The 14,539-nt window shown below is 72.2% G+C and carries 14 protein-coding genes and 2 pseudogenes; 6 read left to right on the forward strand and 10 right to left on the reverse strand.

Translation table 11 applies throughout. The features are described from left to right. The first annotated feature begins 5 nt into the window (after nucleotides 1-5). The 3 genes from C1I98_RS45730 (at nucleotide 6) to C1I98_RS21805 (ending at nucleotide 1,643) form a co-directional block, all read left to right on the forward strand. A complete protein-coding gene (locus C1I98_RS45730) occupies nucleotides 6-170 on the forward strand; it encodes a carbohydrate-binding protein (RefSeq protein WP_368773536.1) in 165 nt (54 codons plus the stop codon). Between the two features lie 322 nt (nucleotides 171-492). Continuing rightward, entirely contained in the window at nucleotides 493-1,254 is a 762-nt protein-coding gene (locus tag C1I98_RS21800; RefSeq protein ID WP_111169289.1) for an IclR family transcriptional regulator, read from the forward strand. Between the two features lie 41 nt (nucleotides 1,255-1,295). Further along, nucleotides 1,296-1,643, forward strand: a complete 348-nt coding sequence (locus tag C1I98_RS21805) for a hypothetical protein (RefSeq protein WP_146607562.1) — start codon at nucleotides 1,296-1,298, stop codon at nucleotides 1,641-1,643. Here the strand turns inward: C1I98_RS21805 and C1I98_RS21810 are convergent. Beyond that, nucleotides 1,633-2,559: an ROK family protein gene (locus C1I98_RS21810; RefSeq protein ID WP_111169291.1), complete on the reverse strand. Its 927-nt coding sequence runs from the start codon at nucleotides 2,557-2,559 to the stop codon at nucleotides 1,633-1,635. The genes C1I98_RS21805 and C1I98_RS21810 overlap by 11 nt on opposite strands. 18 nt (nucleotides 2,560-2,577) lie before the next feature. Further along, a complete protein-coding gene (locus tag C1I98_RS21815; protein ID WP_199537108.1) occupies nucleotides 2,578-3,762 on the reverse strand; it encodes an ROK family transcriptional regulator in 1,185 nt (394 codons plus the stop codon). A 315-nt stretch (nucleotides 3,763-4,077) separates the two neighbouring features. On the opposite strand from C1I98_RS21815, the gene mmsA reads away from it, so the two are divergent. The 3 genes from mmsA to C1I98_RS21830 all read left to right on the forward strand — a co-directional run bounded on the left by mmsA (nucleotide 4,078) and on the right by C1I98_RS21830 (nucleotide 8,118). Beyond that, on the forward strand, nucleotides 4,078-5,625 hold the full coding sequence (gene mmsA, locus C1I98_RS21820; RefSeq protein ID WP_111169298.1) for a multiple monosaccharide ABC transporter ATP-binding protein: 1,548 nt from the start codon (nucleotides 4,078-4,080) through the stop codon (nucleotides 5,623-5,625). After that, nucleotides 5,622-6,920 carry a multiple monosaccharide ABC transporter permease gene (gene mmsB / locus C1I98_RS21825; protein ID WP_111169292.1) on the forward strand — a complete coding sequence of 433 codons (1,299 nt, stop codon included), beginning with the start codon at nucleotides 5,622-5,624 and terminating at the stop codon, nucleotides 6,918-6,920. The genes mmsA and mmsB overlap by 4 nt, the downstream gene beginning before the upstream one ends. A 76-nt stretch (nucleotides 6,921-6,996) precedes the next feature. Further along, nucleotides 6,997-8,118 carry a substrate-binding domain-containing protein gene (locus tag C1I98_RS21830; protein WP_111169293.1) on the forward strand — a complete coding sequence of 374 codons (1,122 nt, stop codon included), beginning with the start codon at nucleotides 6,997-6,999 and terminating at the stop codon, nucleotides 8,116-8,118. A 22-nt stretch (nucleotides 8,119-8,140) separates the two neighbouring features. On the opposite strand, the gene C1I98_RS21835 is transcribed toward C1I98_RS21830, so the two are convergent. The 8 genes and pseudogenes from C1I98_RS21835 to C1I98_RS21865 form a co-directional block, all read right to left on the reverse strand. Next, nucleotides 8,141-8,515: a 4Fe-4S dicluster domain-containing protein gene (locus C1I98_RS21835; RefSeq protein ID WP_111169294.1), complete on the reverse strand. Its 375-nt coding sequence runs from the start codon at nucleotides 8,513-8,515 to the stop codon at nucleotides 8,141-8,143. Further along, the gene (locus tag C1I98_RS45080) at nucleotides 8,512-10,119 is read right to left on the reverse strand and encodes an FAD-dependent oxidoreductase (protein WP_267898061.1); all 1,608 of its coding nucleotides are present in this window, start codon (nucleotides 10,117-10,119) and stop codon (nucleotides 8,512-8,514) included. The genes C1I98_RS21835 and C1I98_RS45080 overlap by 4 nt, the downstream gene beginning before the upstream one ends. Further along, a complete protein-coding gene (locus C1I98_RS21845) occupies nucleotides 10,092-11,078 on the reverse strand; it encodes an ABC transporter substrate-binding protein (protein ID WP_111169295.1) in 987 nt (328 codons plus the stop codon). The genes C1I98_RS45080 and C1I98_RS21845 overlap by 28 nt, the downstream gene beginning before the upstream one ends. A gap of 280 nt (nucleotides 11,079-11,358) precedes the next feature. Then, nucleotides 11,359-11,463: pseudogene (locus tag C1I98_RS44140) on the reverse strand (4Fe-4S binding protein); the annotation flags it as partial. After that, complete coding sequence (locus C1I98_RS45735) at nucleotides 11,460-11,669, reverse strand: hypothetical protein (protein ID WP_199537109.1); 210 nt, start codon at nucleotides 11,667-11,669, stop codon at nucleotides 11,460-11,462. The gene C1I98_RS45735 and the pseudogene C1I98_RS44140, both read right to left, overlap by 4 nt. A gap of 332 nt (nucleotides 11,670-12,001) precedes the next feature. Beyond that, nucleotides 12,002-12,610: pseudogene (locus C1I98_RS45740) on the reverse strand (FAD-dependent oxidoreductase); the annotation flags it as partial. Next, entirely contained in the window at nucleotides 12,607-13,365 is a 759-nt protein-coding gene (locus tag C1I98_RS21860; RefSeq protein ID WP_111169300.1) for an ABC transporter ATP-binding protein, read from the reverse strand. The pseudogene C1I98_RS45740 and the gene C1I98_RS21860, both read right to left, overlap by 4 nt. A 5-nt stretch (nucleotides 13,366-13,370) precedes the next feature. After that, complete coding sequence (locus tag C1I98_RS21865; protein WP_111169296.1) at nucleotides 13,371-14,246, reverse strand: ABC transporter permease; 876 nt, start codon at nucleotides 14,244-14,246, stop codon at nucleotides 13,371-13,373. Nucleotides 14,247-14,539: the final 293 nt, after the last annotated feature.

Raw genomic sequence — 14,539 nt, forward strand, 5'->3', positions numbered from 1 at the left:
CCACCGTGACGCCCACCCAGGGCCCCGCGGGCGACTGGACGTCCGGCACCGCCTATGCCCCCGGTGACCAGGCGATCTATAACGGCGCCACGTATCAGTGCCTGCAAGCGCACACCGCCCTGGCCGGTTGGGAGCCGCCCAACGTCCCGGCCCTCTGGCGACGCCGGTGACGAGCGCGCCGCCCACCGCCTGAGCATCGCCGTCCGGCGAGCGAGCAGCCGGCCTCCCCCCATGGTCCGCAGGAGGCCGGCCCTCGGTGCGCGTTCGCGCAGGGCCCGGCGCTCGCTCCGGGCAATGTCGCTTCCACCCACGCCGCGGCGGGGGATTCGAGGGAATGGTCGGTGCTGGTTGGGTTGGCGGAGATCACGGCGTGAGTGGCGGGCTTCGAGGAGAATGAGGGTTCTCGTGGCTCGCGTCCGCACAGTGGGCTGGAGGGTACCTCCCATTCAGCGACACGGTGGGCCTCGCTCGCTTGAGCTTGGGAGGGGTGGCATGGCCGAGGCCGTGCGGGTGGCCGATGGGTTCGCCGGTATTCAGGTGGTGGAGCGGTCGTTTCTGCTGCTCGAACACCTCGCCGCCGCCGGAGGTTCGATGTCGTTGACCGAGTTGACCGAGGCGTCCGGATTGCCGGCCACCACCATTCACCGCATCCTGCGGACACTGGTCGCCGGCGGGTACGTCAGGCAGGAGACCTCGAAGATCTACACGCTCGGGCCAAGGATGATCTTCATCGGGCGGGTCGCCGGAGCCTTCCTCGGAGCCTGGGCGCGGCCGTACCTCGGGCGGCTGGTGGAGCGGGTCGGCGAGACCGCCAACCTGGCGGCGATGGACGCCGACGAGGTCGTGTACCTCGCTCAGGTCGCCTCGCAGCGGCACATGTTGCGGATGTTCGTCGATGTCGGGCGGCGGGTCGCGCCGCACGCCACGGCCGAGGGCAAGGTGCTGCTCGCGCAGGCCACCGACGCACAGATCCGCCGCCTGATCGCGGACCGCGGGCTGCCCGCGCAGACGTCGCGCACGATCACCCAGGAATGGGCCCTGATGCGGCAGATCGAACTGGTGCGCGAGCAGGGGTACGCGGTGGACGACGGCGAGCAGGAACTCGGCGTGCGGAGCGTGGCCGTGCCGGTCCCCGGGGGGCCGCGCGATCTCGCGCTGTCCGTCTCCGGGCCGGAGACGCGGCTGTCCATGCCCGCCCTTTCCGAACTGGTGCCGATCCTCCAGGAGACGGCCATGGAACTCGGCCGCCTTTGACCCGTTCCTGGAGCGGGCCGCCCCCGCCGTAGGCTCGTGGCGTGCAGTGGACCACGCGGGGCGGGGCTCGTCCACCGCTGGGGCGAGGTGTGGCCGCGCTGGGTGGTGGCCTGGCCGGCCGCCCCGTCCCGGTGGCCGTGCCCGTGGCGTGCGCCGCGCTGGCCGCGTGCGCGACGATGGCCGTCGGCCTGTCCTGGGCGCGCGTCCTGCCCGCCTTCGTCGCCGGCGGCTGGTCCATCGACGTCTACGGCTACCGGGTCGGACCGGTCTTCGCCCTGCCCATCCCGTCGTTCCTGCTGTGGGGCGGCGCGCTCGGGGCCGCCGCCCTGGTCTACTACTACCGGAGCCGGGGCGAGTGCCGGCGCTGTGCCGCCGCGATCACGCGCTGATCGGCTCGTCGGGGGTCGGGATGGCGAGCATCGCGCTGCGGGCGGCTCCGAGCAGGCCGGACTGGCGTCCGAGGGCCGACGGTTGTACGGTCAGCCGGCGGACGAAGCCGAGGGCGCTGAAGCGCTCGACATGGCGGCGCAGCGGGGTGAACAGCAGGGGACCGGCCGCCGAGACGCCGCCGCCGATCACCACGCGGTCGAGGTCGCACAGGGTGGCCGCGGCGACGATGCCGCGGGCGAGTGCCCGGGTGCCCTGGTCGAAGGCGGCCAGGGCGGTCGGGTCGCCGCGCCCGGCGTCGGTGGCCAGGCCGCGGGCGTCGGTGCCGCTCCAGCCGTGCCGCCGGGCCCAGCGGACCATCGACGGGCCGCTGGCGTACGCCTCGACGCACCCGGCGGCCCCGCAGGTGCACAACGGCCCCGCCGGATCGACGACGGTGTGCCCGAGGTGCCCGGCGTTGCCGCTCGGCCCCGGGTACGGCACGCCGTTGAGCACGAGCCCGCCGCCGATGCCGGTCGAGACCACGATTCCGAGCATCGACGCCGACCCACGGCCCGCGCCGCGCCAGTGCTCGCCCACCGCCGCCGCGATGCCGTCGCCCACCAGCGTGACCGGGACGCCGGGCACGATGTCGGCGGCCAGTTCGACCAGCGGGAAGTCCCGCCAGGCCGGGATGTTGACCGGGCTGACCGTGCCGCGCCGCAGGTCCAGCGGACCGGCCGAGGCCAGCCCGACCGCCCTCGGACGCACCCCTTCGGCCACCGACGTGAGCAGTGTGCGCAGGGCCTCGCCGATCAGGGGCTCGTTCGCCGGGGTGGCGGTCTCGGCGTGCCCGCGCACCACGCCGTCCGGGCCCACCAGGCCGGCGGCGATCTTGGTGCCGCCGATGTCGACGGCGAGCACGGCTTGGTGGTCCATCGGCCATCCCCGATCTGGTCAGTCCGCGAGCAGCGCGGACAGTTGCGGCGAGTACGTGGCGTGCAGTACGAGCGCGGCGCCGCCGACGACGGCGGCGTCCGCGCCGAGCGGCGAGAGCGCGACGTCCACCGTCCGGATGTGCCGGGACAGCGGCCGGGTGGCGAGGGCCGCGGCGACCGCGTCGGCGTACCGCTTCTCGACGTGCGAGATGCCGTGCCCGCCCAGCACGATGAGATCGACGTCGGTGATGTTGGCGACGCTGACCGCGACCGAGGCGACGCGTTCTGCGGCCTGGTCGATGACCGCGCCCGCGAGAGGGTCGCCGGCCTCGGCGGCGAGCCGGATCGCGGCATGGTCGACCAGGGCCGGATCACGCTTGAACGGCTCGGCCAGGACGCCGCCGCCCTGCGCGGCGAGCCGCCGATGGACCTCCGCGACGATCGCCGTGGGATTGACCACCCGCTCCAGGCAGCCCCGGTTGCCGCAGTAGCACTCCGGGCCGTCCGGCAGCACCGAGACGTGACCGAACTCCCCGGCGTTCAGCGAACCGCCCCGGTAGACCTGGTGGTCGAGGATGAGCCCGCCGCCGATGCCGGTGCCCAGGAAGAAGTACGCGAAGTTGGGCACGCCCCGGCCCGCGCCGGACCACCGCTCGCCGACCGCGGCGGCGGTGGCGTCGTTGTCGATCGTCACCGCCAGGCCGGTGGCCTCGCTCAGCATCCGCTTGACCGGCACCCGTGTCCAATTGGTGAGCTGGGGCGGGGCGACGACCGTGCCGTCGTCCTGGTCGATCGGGCCGGGGGTGGCCAGGCCCAGGCCGAGCACCCGCCCGAGCGGTACGTCGGCCTCGGCGACCACCTCGGCGGTCAGCCCGGCCATGGTCGCCACGACGTCCTGCGGGGAGGCGTGCGGCGGCGTCGGGCGGCGTTTGACGACCAGCGGCCGGCCGAGCAGGTCCACCACCGCGCAGGTCAGCTCGACCGGGTCGAAGTGCAGGCCGACCGCGCTGCCCGCGTCGGGGTCGATCCGCAGGGTGGTGCGGGGCTTGCCGCCGCTGGCGACCCTGCTGGCGCCGTCCTCGCGCACGATGCCCTCATCGAGCAGCCGGCGCACGATGCCGGAGACGGTCTGTGGGGTGAGGCCGGTGTGGTGGGCGATCTCCACCCGGCTGATGCCGTCGGCGAGCTGGATCTGGTCCAGCACGACCGCTCGGTTGTATCGCCCTACCTTGGGGAGATTTGTACCTGCGCGCCGCACCCACAAGGTCCTCTCTGCTCGTCGCCTGCGGGGAACATTCTGCCCTAGCGGGCGTTGACTTAGTAAATCAAATGGATTTAAGGTCCGTCTTCGTAGGTATAACACGCAGGACATGCAGACCGTTGGGGCAGGGCGCGCCCGGCCGCGGCGGTGGGTCCATGGAGAGGTCATCGGAGGCAAGTTGATGTCAACGACGTGCCGCACCCGCCGAGGACCGCATACGCGCCGTCGCCGCGGCCCGGGAGCGACGGGGCCGCGGTCATGACCGACGCCCCGGTGCTCCTTGAGATGCGGTCGATCACCAAGACGTTCCCGGGGGTGACGGCGCTCGCCGATGTCAACCTCGTGGTCAGGGCGGGGGAGATCCACGCCATCTGCGGCGAGAACGGCGCGGGCAAGTCCACGCTGATGAAGGTGCTGAGCGGCGTCCATCCGCACGGCACCTACTCCGGCGGCATCCTCTACCAGGGGGAGGAGGTCCGGTTCGGCGGCATCAGGGCCAGCGAGCAGGCGGGCATCGTGATCATCCACCAGGAGCTGGCGCTGGTGCCCGGCATGTCGATCACCGAGAACATCTTCCTCGGCAACGAGCCGCGCAGGCGGGGCGCGATCGACTGGAAGGCCGCCCAGCGCCGGGCGCTGGAGCTGATGGAGCTCGTCGGCCTCCAGGAGGACCCGGACACCCTGATCAAGGACATCGGCGTCGGCAAGCAGCAGTTGGTGGAGATCGCCAAGGCGTTCGCGAAGGACGTGAAGCTGCTCATCCTGGACGAGCCCACGGCGGCGCTCAACGAGGCCGATTCCCGGCACCTGCTGGACCTGCTGCGCGGCTTCCGGGACCGCGGCATCACCTCGATCATCATCTCGCACAAGCTCAACGAGATCGCGGCGGTCGCCGACTTCATCACGATCCTGCGCGACGGCCGGACGATCGAGAGCCTGGACGTCAGGGCGGACGGCGTCAACGAGGACCGCATCGTGCGCGGCATGGTCGGCCGCGAGCTGAGCAGCAGGTTCCCCGAGCACACCCCGCACATCGGCGAGGTGTTCTTCGAGGTCCGCGACTGGACGGTGCGGCACCCGATCTCGGCCGACCGGCTGGTGTGCAAGGGCTCCGGCTTCACCGTGCGACGCGGGGAGATCGTCGGCTTCGCCGGGCTCATGGGCGCCGGGCGCACCGAGCTGGCGATGAGCCTGTTCGGCCGCTCCTACGGCGTCCACCTCTCCGGCCAGGTCTTCAAGGACGGCAAGGAGATCCAGCTCAGATCCGTGGCCGAGGCCATCCGGCACGGTCTCGCGTACGTCAGCGAGGACCGCAAGGCGATCGGCCTCAACCTGCTCGACGACGTCAAGACCTCGATGGTGGCCGCCAAGCCGTCGAAGATCTCCACGTACGGGGTCATCGACCCGGTGCTCGAACACCGGGTCGCCGAGGAGTACCGCGAGAGCCTGCGGATCAAGACGCCCAGCGTGGACGAGGGCGTCACCAAGCTGTCGGGCGGCAACCAGCAGAAGGTCGTCCTGGCGAAGTGGATGTTCACCGACCCCGACCTGCTGATCCTCGACGAGCCGACGCGCGGCATCGACGTCGGAGCCAAGTACGAGATCTACGGGATCATCCAGAAGCTGGCCGACCAGGGCAAGGGCGTCATCGTCATCTCCTCCGAACTGCCCGAGCTCATCGGCCTGTGCGACCGCATCTACACCGTGTTCGAGGGAACCATCACCGGTGACGTGCCACGCCGGGACGCCGACCCCGAACTTCTCATGAAGCAGATGACCTCTACCAAGAAGACGCCGACGCCATGAGCCGAATCAAGGACCTGCAGAAGAACCTCTTCGGGGGCACGACCTCCAACGCCCGGCAGTTCGGCATGATCTTCACCCTGGTGGCGATCGTGCTGCTCTTCCAAATCTGGACCGACGGTCTGACGCTGACCTCCGGCAACCTCATCGCGGTGGCCGCCCAGTACTCCTACATCCTGATCCTGGCCATCGGCATGCTGATGGTGATCGTCGCCGGGCACATCGATCTCTCGGTCGGCTCGATCGCGGCCTTCACCGGCATCGTGGTCGCCAAGGCGATGCAGGAGTTCGCGATCCCGTGGCCGCCGGCCATCGTGCTGGGCCTGGTCGTCGGCGCGCTGATCGGCGCCTGGCAGGGCTTCTGGGTCGCCTACGTCGGGGTTCCCGCGTTCATCGTGACGCTGGCCGGCATGCTGCTGTTCCGCGGCGGCAACCAGTACATCGGCAACGCCGACACGGTGCCGGTCCCCACCGGCTTCCGCCAGATCGGCGCCGGCTTCCTGCCCGAGGTGGGCCCGAACACCGGCTACAACAACCTGACGCTGCTGCTCGGCCTGGCCGCCTGCGTGGGCGTGGTGTGGCGGGAGTGGAAGGCCCGGCGGACCCGGCGCGAGATGAACGCCGACGCCGCGCCGATGTGGATCTCGGCGCTCCGGCTCGCCGTGATGGTGGGCGTCATCGTCTTCGCCACCCTGCGCTTCGCGGGCGGCCGGGTCGGCACCAGCCTGCCGATCTCCGGCATCATCCTGATCGCCCTGGTGCTCGCGTACTCCTTCTACACCCGCAACACCGTCGGGGGCCGCCACATCTACGCAGTCGGCGGCAACGCGCGCGCCGCCGAGCTTTCCGGCGTGAAGCTCAAGCGGGTCAACTTCATGGTCATGCTGAACATGTCCGTGCTGGCCGCGCTGGCCGGCATGATCTTCGTGGCGCGGTCCGCGGCCTCCGGCCCCCAGGACGGGCTGAACTGGGAGCTCGACGCCATCGCGGCCGTCTTCATCGGCGGCGCGGCGGTGTCCGGCGGGCTCGGCACGATCAGCGGGTCGATCGTCGGCGGCCTGGTCATGGCCCTGCTGAACAACGGCCTGCAACTTGAGGGCGTCGGCATCGACAAGGTGCAGATGATCAAGGGACTGGTGCTGCTGCTGGCCGTCGCGCTCGACGTCTACAACAAGAAGCAGGGACGCTTCTCGATCATCGGGTCGCTGCTGCGCCAGTTCCGCCGGGACGGCCCGGCGTCCCCTCCCTCGGACCCCGGCTCGGCCACCACGCCCGACAAGGCCAGGGTCGCCGGCTGACCGCCACCGGCGACGGCAGACGCCCCCGTGCGCTCGCATCGCTGCCCATCACAATCAGGAAGGGTTCGTCCCAGAAATGCGGAAATTTCTCACCAGGAGCATCGCGGCGGCCGGTGCCGTGGCGATGCTCGCCCTGAGCGCCGCGTGCGCCTCCGAGCGTCAAGGCACCACCGCCACCGGCGGCGAGACCGCCGCGAGCCCCGCCAAGGGCTTCCCGGCCGACTCGTTCATCGGCGTCGCGCTGCCGTCGAAGACCTCCGAGAACTGGGTGCTCGCCGGTGACCTGTTCACCAACGAGCTCACGACGGCCGGGTTCAAGCCCGACGTCCAGTACGCCGGCGCGTCGGCCACCGTCTCCGACCAGCAGGCGCAGATCTCCGCCATGGTCACCAAGGGCGCCAAGGTGATCGTCATCGGCGCGACCGACGCCGCGCAGCTCTCCACCCAGGTGGCGCAGGCCAAGCAGTCCGGCGCGGTGGTCATCGCCTACGACCGGCTCATCACCAACACCCCGGACGTCGACTACTACATCGCGTTCGACAACTTCAAGGTCGGCCAGCTCCAGGGCCAGGCCCTGCTGGACGGCATGAAGGCCAAGAAGCCCAAGGGCCCCTGGACGGTCGAGCTGTTCTCCGGTTCCCCCGACGACAACAACTCCGGGGTGTTCTTCAACGGCGCGATGGACGTGCTCAAGCCGCTCATCGACAAGGGCGACGTCGTGGTCGGCTCCGGCCAGCAGGAGGTCAAGCAGACCGCCATCCAGGGCTGGAAGGCCGAGGGCGCCCAGCAGCGCATGGACTCGCTGCTGACCTCGACCTACAACGGCGGCAAGACCCTGGACGGCGTGCTCTCACCCAACGACACCCTGGCCCGGGCGATCATCACCTCGGTCAAGGGCGCGGGCAAGCCGATCCCGGTCGTCACCGGCCAGGACTCCGAGGTCGAGTCGGTCAAGTCCATCATGGCCGGCGAGCAGTACTCGACGATCAACAAGGACACCCGCAAGCTCGTCGCCGAGACCGTGAAGATGGTCAAGGCGCTGCAGACGGGCGGCAAGCCGGAGATCAACGACACCGACTCCTACGACAACGGCACCAAGGTCGTCCCGGCGTACCTGCTGCCGCCGGTCATCGTCACCAAGACGAACGCGGCCGAGGCGTACGCCAACGACCCGAAGCTGGCCCCGCTCACCAAGTGACCACCGCGGTGCGCCGGGGAGCTCAGCGCGCGGCGGGCTCCCCGGCGCCCTGCGCGGCGGCCAGGCGGGCGGTGAAGACGTGGTTCTTGTCCAGCCGGCTGCCCGGGGTACGGCCCCGCCCCCAGCCGATGAGCCGCCGGTAGTCGCCCATCGCGCCGCTCGCGCGCAGCGCCGCCTCGTCCCGGTGCGGCGAACCGGCCGGGGCCGGTCCGGTGAACGGCGCGACGTACAGCGCGTCCACCGGGCAGTGCGCCTCGCACATGAAGCACGTCTGGCAGTCGTCCTGCCTGGCGATCACCGGCACCCCGTCGGGGCCGAGGTCGAACACGTCCATCGGGCAGACCTTCACGCAGATGTCGCAGGTGACGCACCGTTCGCGACTGACCACCTCGATCATGCGGCAGCCTCCTCAGGCACGGTCCAGACCCGGTCCAGCCCGCCGACGCGGATGCGGCGGGCGAGGCCCGGATCGGCCCCCGGGCGGTCCAGGCGCTGGTGCATGCCGCGCGACTCCTCCCTGGCCAGGGCGGCCCGGTACATCCAGCGGCCGTGCGCGACCATGGCCGCGGCTTGGCGCGCCCGCATCGCCTCCCGCCCCTCGCCGGTCAGCCCGGCCGACACCGCCGACCACAGCCGGTCCAGCTCGCCGAGCGAACGGACCAGCCCGTCCGCCTCGCGAAAGTAGTTCCGTTTCAGCGGCATGACCTCCTCCTGGACGGCCTTGACCACGTCCGCGGTCGCAAGGCCGGGGGAGCCGTGCGGCCGCAGCCCGGCCCGGCCCGTCCGCCCCGCCGCGCACGACCTCGGGCGGCGGGGCCGCCCGGTGCGCGCGAAGGCGGCGGCGGCGCTCCCGGCCCAGGTCCCCGAGGAGATGGCCCAGGCGCCGTTGTGGCTGCCGCCGCCGCTGACGCTGCCGGTGATCAGCTCGCGGGTGGCCACGTCGCCCGCGGCGTACAGGCCGGGCACGGTGGTGGCGCAGTCCGCGCCGGCGATGCGCAGGCCGCCGGTGCCGCGTACCGTCCCCTCCAGTACGAGCCGCACCGGATACGCCTGGGTGAACGGGTCGATGCCCGCCTTGTCCAGCGGCAGGAAGTAGTTCGGCTGCGCCTGGCGCATCGCCTCGCGCAGCTCCGGCGGGGCCTTGTCCAGCCGGGCGAAGACCGGCCGGCCGTCGGCGAGCAGCCGGGCGATCCGGCGGCGGCCGTCGGTCAGGCCGCTCGCCGCGAGCTCGCGGCCCTCCTCGTCGTAGTAGCGGGCGAACTGCATCATCAGCCCTTTGGTGTGCGAGCCGTACGCCGGGGACAGCGCGTACGCGTTGGAGAACTCCATGCCGGACAGTTCGGCCCCCAGCTTGGCCGCCATCAGGTGCCCGTCGCCGGTGTTCACGTTCAGTCCGAAGGCCCCGGAGAGGAACGCGCAGCCGCCGGTGGCCAGCACGACCGCGCCCGCCCACACCTCCCACGGCCTGCCGTCCTCCTGGCGGCGGATGCCGGCCGCGCCGGTCACCACGCCGTCCGTGTCGGCGAGCAGTTCCAGCGCGGGATGGTGGTCCAGGATCAGCACCCCGCCGCGGTGGACCTTGCGCCGCATCCTGCGCATGTACTCCGGCCCCTGCAGGCTGCCCCGCCGTTCCACGCCGCTCTCGTCCACCGGGAACGGGTACCCCCAGCCCGCGAGCCGGTCCACCTGGTGACGGGTCTCCGCAAGGACCCGCGCCATCCAGCCGCGGTCGGTCAGCCCGCCCGCGATGGCCTCGCGCGCGTCGATCGCGGCCTCGCGCAGCGCGGGATCGGGCGGCACGTACCAGAGGTTGTTCCCGCCGGAGGCCGCCGCGCCGCTGGTCCCGCAGTAGCCCTTGTCGGCCAGTACCACGCGCGCGCCCGCCTCCGCCGCCGCGAGCGCGGCCCACGCCCCGGCCGGGCCGCCGCCCAGCACCAGGACGTCCGCCTTGCGCACGATCGTGCCCGCGCCGCTCATCCGCGCGCTCCCGGGGCGATCCACTCATCGATCGAGAAGTCGGACCTGATGAACTTCTGCTCCACCAGGAACTTCTTGGTGTTCTCCAGAAGGCGCAGCCCCTGCGGCGTGAACGGCTCCTCCGGAAGCTGCTCGCGCAGCGTCGTGGCCTTGGTGACCTCGGCCGGGAAGCCGCCGACCTTGGCGGCGAAGGCCAGGTAACGCTCCCAGTCGCGTTTGGCGAGCCTGGTCCCCTCCCGCTGCGCGCCCTGCCACACCTTGACGAAGCCGGGACGCGCGCCGAGGAAGGACTCGGGCACCACCGTCGCGCTGGATCCCAGGTAGGCGGGGTGGTCCCGGGAGGCGATGTCGATCAGCGGGTAGCCCTTGAGCCGCAGCGCCTCCATGTTGGCCGCGGGGACGGCGGCGGCGTCCACGTCGCCGCGTTCCAGCGCGGCCTCGATGTCGCTGTTGTAGATGTGCACGATCTCGCGGGGCTTGATCCCGGCCTCCTCCAGCGCGCCGAGCAGGTAGCGGTGGATGTAGGAGCCCTTCTGGGCGGCGACCCGCGTGCCCGCGAGGTCGGCCAGCCTGGCCGGGCCGCCCTGCTTCCTGGCCAGCACGCCCGCGTCGATGCCGACGGTGTTCTGCGCGATGAGCCGGGTGGGCTGCCCCGCGCCCCGCGCGACCAGGGCGGGGGTGTCGCCGTACAACGCGATGTCGAGCTCGCCGGCCAGCAGGGCCTGGTTGAGGTCGGGGCCGTTGGGGAAGGAGAAGGTCCGCACCTCGGTCACCCCGGCCGGGGCCAGCAGCGGCAGCAGCTTCTTCTCGTCGTTGAGGTAACCGATCACGCCGGTCAGCTTGTTGCCGGTGCCGATCACGCCGATCCGCAGCGGGTACGACGCGGCCGCGGCGCCGGAGGCTCCGTCGGCGCCGCAGGCGGACAGCGCGGGCAGCGCGAGCGCGGCGGTCAGCAGCAGTGCGAATGATCGGCGGCCGATCATGGATGCTCCTCGGTGTTCTGGTCATGGTCTCGACGGAGGTCTGTGGGGGTGGGGTGCGGGGCAGCTCCGGCCCGACGGCGCGCAGCGCGCCCGGCGTACGGCCGTGCCCCCAGCCGATCTGCCTGCGGTAGCCGCCCAGCAGCCCGGACCGGGTCACGTACGCCTCGTCGCCCAGCGGCGACCCCGGCCCGACCGGCGCCGGCTGCGGCGCCACGAACAGGGCGTCCACCGGGCAGTACGCCTCGCACATGAAGCACGTCTGGCAGTCGCCCTGCCGGGCGATCACCGGGACGCCCCCCGGGCCGGAGTCGAACACGTTGGTCGGGCAGACCTCCACGCAGCGGTCGCAGCCGATGCAGCGCTCCCGCGAGACGATCTCGATCACGACGCCGCCCGCAGGTGTTGGGCGTGCTCCAGCGGCCCGACCGGCGCGACGGGATCGGGCCGTACGGCGATCTCGTCCAGGCCCGACACCAGCAGCCGGTGCCGCAGCGCGGCGTCCTGGGCCGGGCGGTCCTCCCGCTTGTGCATACCGCGGCTCTCCTGCCTGGCCAGCGCGGCGGTGTACATCCAGCGGGCGTGCGCGCCCATCGCCGCCGCTTGCCTGGCCTGGACGGCGTCCCCGCCCACGCCCCGCAGGGAGGCGCGCAGCCCCGCCCAGGTGCCGTGCAGCCGCTCCAGCGCGGGGGCGAGCCGGTCGCCGTGCCCCTCTCCGACAGCAGCGCGCGGGCGATCACCGAGCGGCCCTTCTGGCTGCCCGCGCCCTCCAGCACGCTGTCGTCCTCGCGGTAGAAGGTGGCGAAGGAGTAGTAGGCGGTCTTGGTCACGGAGGAGAACTCCGGCACGATCGCGTACGCGTTGGAGAACTCCATGCCGGACAGCTCCGCGCCCGCCTCGGCCGCCATCAGCGCCCCGTCGCCGGTGTTGACGTCGCAGCCGAGCGCCCGGCTCAGGAAGGCGCAGCCGCCGGTGGCCAGGACCACGGCGCCCGCGCGCACCCGGTAGGGGCGGTCGTGCCTGCGCTGGTGCCCGGCCGCGCCCGCGACCGCGCCGGCCGCGTCGAGCAGCAGCTCGACGGCGGGGCTGTGGTCCAGGATGCGCACCCCGGCCCGGCGCAGCAGGATGCGCATCCTGCGCATGTACTCCGGGCCCTGCACCCCGCGCCGCAACTGGCCGCCCCGGCCGTCCGGGGGGAAGGGGTAGCGGCCGGTCCCGGCCAGCTCGTTGACGCCTTCGTAGGTCTGGTTGAGCACGCGGGTCATCCAGCGCCGGTCGGCGAGGTATCCGCCCAGCGCCTCTCTTGCGGCCATGGCCTTCTCCCGCTCGGCGAGGTGCGGCGGCACGTACCAGATCCCGGTGCCCGCCGAGGCGGTGGCCCCGCTGGTGCCGCAGTAACCCTTGTCGGCGAGCACGACGTCCGCGCCGGCCTGCGCCGCCTTGTAGGCGGCCCACGTGGCGGCGGGCCCGCCGCCGATGACGAGGACGTCCGCGGTCAGGTCGAGGGGGTCCACGGGGAGGGTGGTCACGGTCACGGCGACTCCTGGGTCTGCTCTGCGCGGCTGAGGTCGGGATCGACGCCGAGGCCGACCAGCAGCCGGCGGCGCAGCGAGGCGAATCGAAGGTGATCGAGCGAGCGGGGGCGGGGGATGTCCACGATGATCTCCTGCGCGATCTTGCCGCCGGCCAGCAGCAACGCGCGGTCGGCGAGCAGCAGGGCCTCCTCCACGTCGTGGGTCACCAGCAGTACGGCGGGGCGGTGCCGGCTCCACAGCCGGGCGACCAGCGCCTGCGCCTTGAGGCGGGTCAGCGCGTCCAGCGCGCCGAACGGCTCGTCCAGCAACAGCAGCTCCGGGGTGCGGACGAGCGCCCTGGCCAGCGCCACCCGCTGCGACTCGCCGCCGGACAGCGTCGTCGGCCAGGCGTCGGCGCGGGCCGCCAGGCCGACCTCGGTCAGCGCGCGCAGCGCCTGCCCGCGCAGGTCCGGGCCGGTGAGGCCGAGCGTGATGTTGCGCCACACCTGCGACCAGGGCAGCAGCCGGTGCTCCTGGAAGACGATCGCCCGCTGCTCGGGGACGCGCAGGTCGCCCTCCGCCTGCCGGTCCAGCCTCCCGACCGCGCGCAGCAGGGTGCTCTTGCCGGAGCCGCTGGCCCCGAGCAGGGCGACGAACTCGCCGGGGGCGATGTCGAGGTCGACGTCGTCGAGCACGACCCGGCCGCCGAAGGCCCGCCGCAGCCCGCGGACGCGTACGCCCCGGGTGGTCTCGATGGGGGTGTCGATCACGGTCATGTCGCTCATTTCGCCGTGTACCCCCGCCGCCAGGCGAGGGCGTACCGTTCGAGGGCGCGTACCAGCAGGTCGGTGGCCAGCCCGAGCAGCGCGTACACCGCGAGGACGACGAACACCACGTCGGTGCGCAGGAACTCCTTGGCGTCGGTGACCAGGAACCCGATGCCCGAGGTGGTCGCGGTCTGCTCGGCGACCACCAGGCTGAGCCAGCCGATGCCGAGCGCCTGGCGCAGGCCGACGAGGATCTGCGGCAGCGCGCCGGGCAGGATGACCCGGCGGATCAGCGCCAGTCCGTGGACGCCGCAGGATCTCGCGGACTCGATCAGCCGCTCGTCCAGGCCCTTGATGCCGTGGAAGACGTTGATGTACAGCGGGAAGATCGGGCCGATCGTGATCAGGGCGATCTTGGCGATCTCGCCGATGCCGAACCAGATGATGAAGACCGGCACCAGGGCCAGGTGCGGGAGCATGCGCAGCGCCTGGATGGGCGCGTCGATGAGGTCTTCGAAGAGGCGGACCAGCCCGGCCATCAGTCCGAGCACCAGACCGGCGGTCAACCCGATCGCCAGGCCCTCGGCGACCCGTACGAGCGAGGCCCCCAGGTGGTGCTGCAACTCCCCGGTGGAGATCAGTTCGACGGCGGCGCTCCACACGCGGGTGGGCGGGGGAGTGTTCGCGCCCAGCCAGCCGCGCGAGGCGCCGACCTGCCAGATGACCAGGATGGCCGCGAGTCCCACCAGCCTGCGCCCGCGCGAGGCGAGCACCCCGGCGGCCCGGACGGCGGGCGAGCCCGCCCCTCCTTGCCGGGGTTCCGGCGGCTCGGCGGGCTCGGCGAGGCCCACCGGGGCGGGGGTGCGGGCGGAAAGGACGGGTTGTGTCATGGAAAGCGGCTCCTTGGGACGTCCGCGGGCATGCGCGGAGACGCGCGTGGTGGGCGGACGGACGGTCCGCGTGCGCGTACGGCGGAGATCAGGGGGAACGTGGGGGAGAATCGGCGCGGCGATGCGCCGGAACGCTCCAGATGACCTGGGGCGGGGAAGTGGACGGCGAGCGGGGACGGTGGGGCCGCGTCACCGTGCCCAACGAAGCGGACATCGGCCGACGAGGCGGGCGATCTCGTACATAACCCCCACCATAATCCCGATATATCCTACTGTCCAGATCGGAAATACAT

This window comes from Spongiactinospora gelatinilytica (assembly GCF_003236385.1).
Taxonomy (GTDB): Bacteria; Actinomycetota; Actinomycetes; order Streptosporangiales; family Streptosporangiaceae; genus Spongiactinospora; species Spongiactinospora gelatinilytica.